Here is a 7000-nt window from a genome sequence, read left to right as displayed (position 1 = left end):
TTTGGCACGTGCAATCGCAGCAGCCACGGCGGCTTTTTTCGGATCGTCGGTTTGCTCAGTAGGTGCTTCAGCTTCTTCCGCTTCAGTTGAGTCTGCTTGCTTCGCTTTACGTGCTTTGGCACGTGCAATCGCAGCAGCCACGGCGGCTTTTTTCGGATCTTCGGTTTGCTCGGCAGGTGCGTCAGCTTCTTCCACTTCAGTTGAGTCTGCTTGCTTCGCTTTTCGCGCTTTGGCACGTGCAATCGCAGCAGCCACGGCGGCTTTTTTCGGATCGTCGGTTTGCTCAGCAGGTGCGTCAGCTTCTTCCGCTTCAGTTGAGTCTGCTTGCTTCGCTTTACGTGCTTTGGCACGTGCAATGGCAGCAGCAACCGCGGCTTTCTTCGGATCGCTGTCTTGCTGTGCAGACGTTTCCGATTCTACAGATTCAGTTGAATCTTCTTGTTGTGCTTTTTTCGCTTTAGCTCGGGCGATGGCGGCCGCAACTGCCGACTTTTTATCATCAGCGTTATTGTCTGGCGTTTCGCCTTGTTCTTTTTGCGCTTTCCGTTCGCGAGCAAGACGTTTGCGCTCTTCGCGCAGTTTTGCCATTTCTGAGTTATCAGGTTCACTAGAGCCTGCTTTAGCTGCTGCCGCTTGTTTCGCCTTCGCTTTGGCAATGGCTGCCGCTACGGCTGGTTTTACTGCTGGCTCTGTTTTTTCTGTGGTTTCTGTCTTTTGAGCTTTCACTCGTGCGATTGCTGCTGCTATCGCATCATCGCCGCCAGAAGACTTCATCTCTTTACGGCGCTGATCGGCAGCTTTCTTGAAGCGATTTTCACGTTCTGCTTTTTCGCGTTCCATACGCGCTTTTTTCTCTTCAAAACGCAGTTTTGCTCGCTCTGCAGCTTCCGCTTCTTGTGTTCTAGTTCTAATTTCTGCTTTCGCTTGGCGGTAGTACTGTACGAGCGGAATTTCACTTGGACATACAAACGCACAAGCGCCGCACTCGATACAATCCTTTAAGTTTAATTCTTCGAGTTTGTCATACTCTTCAGCTTTTGCATGCCATTGCAGTTGTTGAGGCAGCAGCGAAGCAGGGCACGCTTCTGCACATTGGCTACAGCGAATACATTCCATCTCATACTGGTGCGGAGAGATCTCACGACGAGTCGGAGCAAGGATACAGTTTGCTGTCTTGGTAATCGGCACTTGGGAGTGAGGAAGGGTAAAGCCCATCATTGGCCCACCCATAATTAAACGCTGTAACTTCTTATCTGCTTTATAGCCAAACTCATCCAACAGTGCTTGTACTGGTGTCCCTAACAATGCCCAAACGTTGCGTGGTTGTTTGAAGGTTTTACCAGTGAGAGTCACGATGCGCTTTATCATCGGTTCACCGTCGATGACTGCGCGTTTTATAGCGTAAAGAGAACCAACATTCTGAACCAAAATACCAATATCGGCTGGAATCGCGCCACTTGGTACTTCTTTATTGGTTAAAATTTTGATCAGCTGTTTTTCACCGCCAGAAGGGTATTTAGTCGGGATAACGCGAATAACGATATCTTTGTTTATAGCCGCAGCTTCTAGCGCTTTGATTGCTTCTGGCTTGTTGTCTTCAATGCCAATAATCGTGAGCTTTGGTGTCAGGATATGTTCGACAATTTCGATACCTTGAATAAGCTCTTCGGCATGTTCTTGCATGAGCTTGTCATCAGACGTGATGTATGGCTCGCACTCTGCTGCATTAACGATAAGAATCTCGGTACGAGCAAAACCTGATTGGATTTTTTTTGCAGTAGGGAAGCCTGCGCCACCCATACCAGAAATACCAGCGAGACGAATAATATCAATCAGTGCGTCAGGGGTTTCTTGTTGGTAATCTGCGACGGGGTTTCTTTCACACCATGCATCTTTCCCATCAGGCGTGATGACTGCGCACAACTCACTTAACCCAGAAGGGTGCGCGACAGTTCGTGGCTCAATCGCGGTGAGCGTACCTGATGTTGGAGCATGCACTGGAACCGTAAAGCCGGTCTCCGATTGCGTTAATGGCTGACCTTTTAATACGTAGTCACCTTCGGCAACCAGTAGGTTACCCGCTTTACCAATGTGCTGTTTTAGCGGCAATACAATTTCTGACGGGATAGCCGCATGAGCGAGTTCAGTTTTGTTGGACTGCTTTTTATTTTCTGCCGGATGCACACCACCTGGGAAATCCCAAAGCGCGCCTGTACGAATTTGTTCAATCAAAGACAACATGTGAAACCTTACTTAATTGAATCTTTCACGTTCGCTGCATTGTCGGCAGCATCCGTAATGTTAAGTACCGGAATGGAGTGAAGTTGCCACTTCCAGCTTTCTGTGGTCGTTGCCACAGGAATCATTTCAATACAATCAGTCGGACATGGGGCAACACACAAGTCACAGCCCGTACATTCATCTTTGATTACGGTATGGACCGCCTTTGTTCCGCCTACAATTGCATCCACCGGACACGCCTGAATACACTTAGTGCAGCCAATACACATGTCTTCATGAATAAACGCAACGGTTGGAATTTTGCTGTCGAGATCGTGCGCAGATTCTTCTGGCTCAACACCCATTAAGTCGGCGAGCTTTTCGATTGTTGCCTGACCACCAGGGGGACATTTGTTTATGTGGTCGCCATTTGCAATTGCTTCAGCATAAGGGCGGCAACCAGGGTAGCCACATTGACCGCATTGAGTTTGCGGTAAAATGGCGTCGATTTGATCCACAATAGGGTCCGCTTCAACTTTAAAGCGAATAGAAGCAAAACCAAGTATCGCGCCGAAAATCGCAGCCAGAACCGCTAACGCGATAATCGCAATTAAAATCGTACTCATCGCTTACTTCACCAAACCTGTAAAGCCCATAAAGGCGAGTGACATTAAACCTGCTGTAATCATTGCTATTGATGCACCTTTAAAAGGTACAGGAACGTCGGCGGCGGCTATGCGCTCTCGCATGGATGCAAAAAGTATCAACACCAATGAGAAACCAACAGCGGCGCCGAAGCCGTAGATGATCGATTCAATAAAGTTATGGTTTTCATTAATGTTAAGAAGTGCCACGCCCAATACTGCGCAGTTTGTTGTGATCAGCGGTAAGAAAATGCCAAGCAAGCGATAAAGCGTCGGGCTGGTTTTGTGCACAACCATTTCGGTGAACTGCACCACAACGGCTATCACCAAAATAAAACTCATGGTTCGAAGGTACTCAATACCTAGTGGACGAAGGATGTAGCTTTCCACTAAATACGCACACACTGACGCGAGTGTTAGCACAAAAGTTGTCGCTAAGCCCATACCTATTGCTGTTTCCAGTTTTTTGGACACACCCATGAAAGGACATAGGCCCAAAAACTTCACCAGTACAAAGTTGTTCACCAGCACAGTGCCGACCAACAACAAAACATATTCGGTCATAGTTATTACGTTCTTAAAATCCGATCTTGATATTATCGTGTTTTGTGACACCAATAACAACCAGTGAACGATGTGGTTTTACATACACGATGGAAAAATAGTCGTCTATTTGATCTATTTTGATGAATCAATAAGAAATTGAATCGTTTGCTGAATGTATTGTTAGCGAGAGGATACTACCTATTAATTTTCATCTAATGTGTGATTTTAAAAAAAGCCCGCCTCTCCCAGGTAGAAAAGAGAGGCGGGCAATGTATATTTACAAGCTAATTATTTAAACTTTCTGAGTGCTTGATGGACTGTGTTTATATCTTACTCGTGAAGGTACGAGTGATGACGTCTTGCTGTTGCTCTGTCGTTAGAGAGTTAAAACGTACCGCATAACCAGACACTCGAATCGTCAACTGAGGGTATTTCTCTGGATGTTCAACCGCATCCAATAACATCTCTCGGTCTAGAACGTTGACGTTAAGGTGTTGACCACCTTCAATCGCAATGCCCTCGTTGCTTGCTTCGTGATGGAAGTAACCATCCATTAGCGCAGCTAGGTTCTTCTTCTGACTCAAGTCATCTTTACCCAATGCGTTAGGCACAATTGAGAAAGTGTAAGAAATACCATCTTTAGCGTAAGCGAACGGTAATTTAGAAACCGATGCCAGAGACGCAACCGCCCCTTTTTCATCACGACCGTGCATTGGGTTTGCACCCGGTCCAAAAGGCATACCTGCGCGACGGCCATCTGGTGTATTACCCGTTTTTTTACCGTAAACCACGTTAGATGTGATTGTTAAAATCGATTGAGTTGGCACTGCTTCGCGGTAGGTGTGCATCTTCTGAATTTTCTTCATGAAGCGCTCAACTAGATCACAAGCGATGTCATCAACACGGGCATCGTTGTTACCAAATTTTGGATAATCACCTTCGATTTTAAAATCAACGGCGATGCCATCTTCATCACGAACGGGTTTCACGGTTGCGTATTTAATTGCTGCTAAAGAGTCTGCAACAACAGACAGACCTGCAATACCACACGCCATCGTGCGGTGCACGTCGCGATCCATCAATGCCATCAGTGATGCTTCGTAGCTGTAACGGTCATGCGAATAATGGATGATGTTCAACGCTGTGACGTATTGCGTTGCTAGCCACTCCAACATATTGTCGAAACGAGGCATCAAAGCGTCAAAGTCGAGAATTTCATCTTGAACTTTGTCCACTACCGGACCCACTTGCGCTTTCGATTTTTCATCGATACCACCATTGATGGTGTAAAGCAGTGCTTTTGCAAGGTTGGCACGTGCACCAAAGAATTGCATGTGCTGACCAACAACCTGCGGGCTCACACAACAGGCAATCGCGTAGTCGTCATTGTCGAAATCAGGACGCATTAGATCGTCGTTTTCGTATTGAACCGAAGAGGTATCAATCGACACTTTTGCAGCATATTGTTTGAACGCTTCAGGCAATTGCTCTGACCAAAGAATCGTCATATTTGGTTCAGGAGCAGGGCCCATAGTATGTAGCGTATGTAAGTATCGGAATGTCGTTTTAGATACTAGTGTACGGCCATCAACACCCATACCTGCCATGGCTTCGGTTGCCCAGATTGGGTCGCCAGAAAACAATGAATCGTATTCTGGTGTGCGTAGGAAGCGAACCATGCGTAGCTTCATGATGAAGTGGTCAATCATTTCTTGCGCTTGTGATTCATCAATCAAATCGTTTGCGATATCGCGCTCTAGATAGACGTCTAGGAAAGTCGAAGTACGGCCCAGTGACATTGCTGCGCCGTTTTGCGATTTAACCGCCGCTAGGTAGCCAAAGTAGGTAAATTGGATCGCTTCTTGTGCTGTTTTTGCAGGTAGCGACATATCAATGCCGTATTTCAGACCCATTTGACGAATGTCTTCAAGTGCTTGAACTTGATCGGCTATTTCTTCGCGAAGACGAAGTGTTTTCTCAAGATCGTTGCCTTGTTCTAAGAACGTTTGTGTTGAATTGTATTGTTCTTTTTTGTCTGCTTTTAAGAAGTCGATACCGTATAGGGCGAGACGGCGATAGTCACCAATGATACGACCACGGCCATAAGCATCAGGAAGGCCCGTGATGATGCCGGATTTACGACAGGCTAGAATTTCTTTGGTGTAAAGGTCGAAACACGCTTTGTTGTGAGTTTTACGGTATTCAGTGAAGATTTTTTCAACCGTTGGATCCAATTCGCGGCCATAAACTTCGCACGAGTTTTTTACCATGCGAATCCCGCCATTGGCGATGATTGCACGTTTTAGCGGTTGATCAGTTTGTAAGCCAACGATCTTTTCCAGATCTTTGTTGATGTAGCCTGCATCGTGGGAAGTGATTGTTGAGGGCAAGTCTGTGTCAAAATCAATAGGGGCGTGTGTGCGGCTTTCTTGTTTTATGCCTTCAAGCACTTGGTTCCATAATGCTGAAGTGGATTTGCTAACCTCGGCTAAGAAAGACTCGTCTCCCTCATAGGGTGTATAGTTTTTTTGGATGAAGTCACGAGTGTTGACAGAGTTTTGCCATTCACCAGCAGTAAATCCAGCCCATGCATCTAGCATGTCAGTTGTCGGAATAGTCATAAGTAAATCCCTAAGTTATTGATAATTAGAATGGAGGCGACGAGTAGGACGGAACCATTCTTAACCCTTTTAATCGTATGGATTTATTTGGTATGAGTAAAATGAATGCTTTTCATTTTTTCAATGATTAAATTGCATTAATAATAGATTCAATTGGTTATGATTGTTTTTTGCTAGAAAAGAGACAGAATTAAATGTGTGGTACTGTGAGAACACTATCTATGACAATGTTATGAGTTCTGTAATTTGAACTTATTTCGGTGTGATTTTATGACGCCTAGATTGGCTTAGATTTCATGGCGATTAAGATACAAAAAAAGCCGTGTCTTGCGACACGGCTTTTCTATAATCTGGCTCCTCCTGCTGGGCTCGAACCAGCGACCTGCGGATTAACAGTCCGTCGCTCTACCAACTGAGCTAAGGAGGAATTGCTTTGCTTGAAAGCGGGACGAATCTTACCGAGCACTCAAACTACTGTCAACAGTAAAAAAATACATTTTTAGAAAAAAATATTGAGTTAAGGGCTTTACTTTTCTGTATGGCTTGCCAGTAAAGGCTCGAGGTTAGTTATCCACTAAATTTGTGGATAAGTATGTTGATGAGATCTGGGTAAAGAAAATTGATATGCAACTAAGTTTTTATTTAATGAATCTTTAGTCAGAGTTATGCGTAAAATAAGCAAATAAAACAGAGATTTATCGATGTTAATCAAAAGGTATTCAAAGTGGATAAAAATCAATCTTTTGGGGATAAGAAAGTTTTAAGCTAATTTTTGGGGAAAAGTTGTGGAAACTATAATGTAAAGAATGTGTGTAGCTCTTCAACTAGGGCGAAGTACTATATCAGAGTCACTTTTGTATGGCTATAGCATTCTAGACAAACAAGAAAATTTATTAACAATGATGGTTAAATTCTCGATAGACGTAGATTTCATTAGCTAAGGTGTATATATACAGCCTTAGCGCAGTA

The 7000-nt window shown here is 44.7% G+C and carries 4 protein-coding genes and 1 tRNA gene; all 5 read right to left on the bottom strand.

The features are described 5' to 3' along the window. Positions 1-2241, bottom strand: a 2241-nt coding sequence (rsxC, locus tag R7H07_RS08485) for an electron transport complex subunit RsxC (RefSeq protein WP_318094544.1), incomplete at its 3' end; no start/stop codon positions are given. 8 nt (positions 2242-2249) lie between these two features. Beyond that, on the bottom strand, positions 2250-2846 hold the full coding sequence (gene rsxB / locus R7H07_RS08480) for an electron transport complex subunit RsxB (protein ID WP_005380760.1): 597 nt from the start codon (positions 2844-2846) through the stop codon (positions 2250-2252). Between the two features lie 3 nt (positions 2847-2849). Beyond that, positions 2850-3428, bottom strand: a complete 579-nt coding sequence (rsxA, locus tag R7H07_RS08475; protein WP_005380762.1) for an electron transport complex subunit RsxA — start codon at positions 3426-3428, stop codon at positions 2850-2852. A gap of 305 nt (positions 3429-3733) precedes the next feature. Then, positions 3734-6031, bottom strand: a complete 2298-nt coding sequence (gene pflB / locus R7H07_RS08470) for a formate C-acetyltransferase (protein WP_065274718.1) — start codon at positions 6029-6031, stop codon at positions 3734-3736. A 351-nt stretch (positions 6032-6382) separates the two neighbouring features. Continuing rightward, positions 6383-6458 (bottom strand) — tRNA-Asn (locus R7H07_RS08465). Between the last annotated feature and the right edge of the window lie 542 nt (positions 6459-7000).

Origin of the sequence: Vibrio sp. Vb1127, from assembly GCF_033338735.1 — a bacterium.
GTDB classification, from domain to species: domain Bacteria; phylum Pseudomonadota; class Gammaproteobacteria; order Enterobacterales; family Vibrionaceae; genus Vibrio; species Vibrio alginolyticus.
The sequence above is the reverse complement of the archived record's forward strand: the minus strand, read 5'-3'. Positions and strand labels throughout refer to the sequence as shown.

Excerpts from the sequence above, each read along its gene's own strand:
- rsxB (WP_005380760.1), bottom strand. The coding sequence starts at position 2,846 with ATGAGTACGATTTTAATTGCGATTATCGCGTTAGCGGTTCTGGCTGCG.
- rsxA (WP_005380762.1), bottom strand. The coding sequence starts at position 3,428 with ATGACCGAATATGTTTTGTTGTTGGTCGGCACTGTGCTGGTGAACAAC.
- pflB (WP_065274718.1), bottom strand. The coding sequence starts at position 6,031 with ATGACTATTCCGACAACTGACATGCTAGATGCATGGGCTGGATTTACT.